The sequence below is a fragment of the Mesorhizobium humile genome (assembly GCF_033977215.1).
GTDB classification, from domain to species: domain Bacteria; phylum Pseudomonadota; class Alphaproteobacteria; order Rhizobiales; family Rhizobiaceae; genus Mesorhizobium; species Mesorhizobium humile.
The window spans coordinates 1-537 of the sequence record NZ_JAVIIV010000078.1 but is presented as its reverse complement, the minus strand read 5'-3'; the positions used below and the strand labels follow the sequence as shown (position 1 = coordinate 537).

Genomic DNA, 537 nt, shown 5'->3' with positions numbered 1-537 from the left:
GCTGACCGAGCAGCAGGCCCGACGGTCCCGAGCCTACGATGACGACCTGCGAGCGCATCAAGTCCCTTCCCACATGTCGTTATCCCAAAACCGCTGCGCACTTTTGGGCGACAGCGTTAGTGCCCAAGGCTCTCGATCTGACCGGCGAGCTCCGCCGCAAGCCTCAGCGCGGCAGCCGTCGCCACCACCATCTGCGGCAGCAGAAGCCATTCCAGCGTCCAGGCTGCGCCCGAGCGCTCCTGCTCATGCACCAGCGTCTGGTAAATGCCGGAAAGCTGGCTTGCGTTGAAGCGGGCAAGTGCCACCAGCGCCTCTGCCTTCACCGGGTTCTGCTTGTGCGGCATGGCCGACGAGCCACCGCCACCCGAGAGCTCGATGTCGGTGCCGGCTTGCGCCATCAGCGCGACATCCTGGCCGAACTTGCCGAGGCTGCCGGTGACGAGCGACAGCCAGCCGGCGAAATCGGCCAGCGCGTCCCGCTGGCTATGCCATTGCGGCGCATCGCCGAGGCCGAGCTTCGCGGCAAGTGCCGCGCGT

The 537-nt window shown here is 67.0% G+C and carries 1 protein-coding gene; it reads right to left on the bottom strand.

What is annotated here, in order from left to right:
* Positions 1 to 116 precede the first annotated feature (116 nt).
* Positions 117 to 537 (bottom strand): lyase family protein (locus tag RFM52_RS32765; RefSeq protein WP_320327909.1); only part of this gene is annotated, 421 nt, incomplete at its 5' end.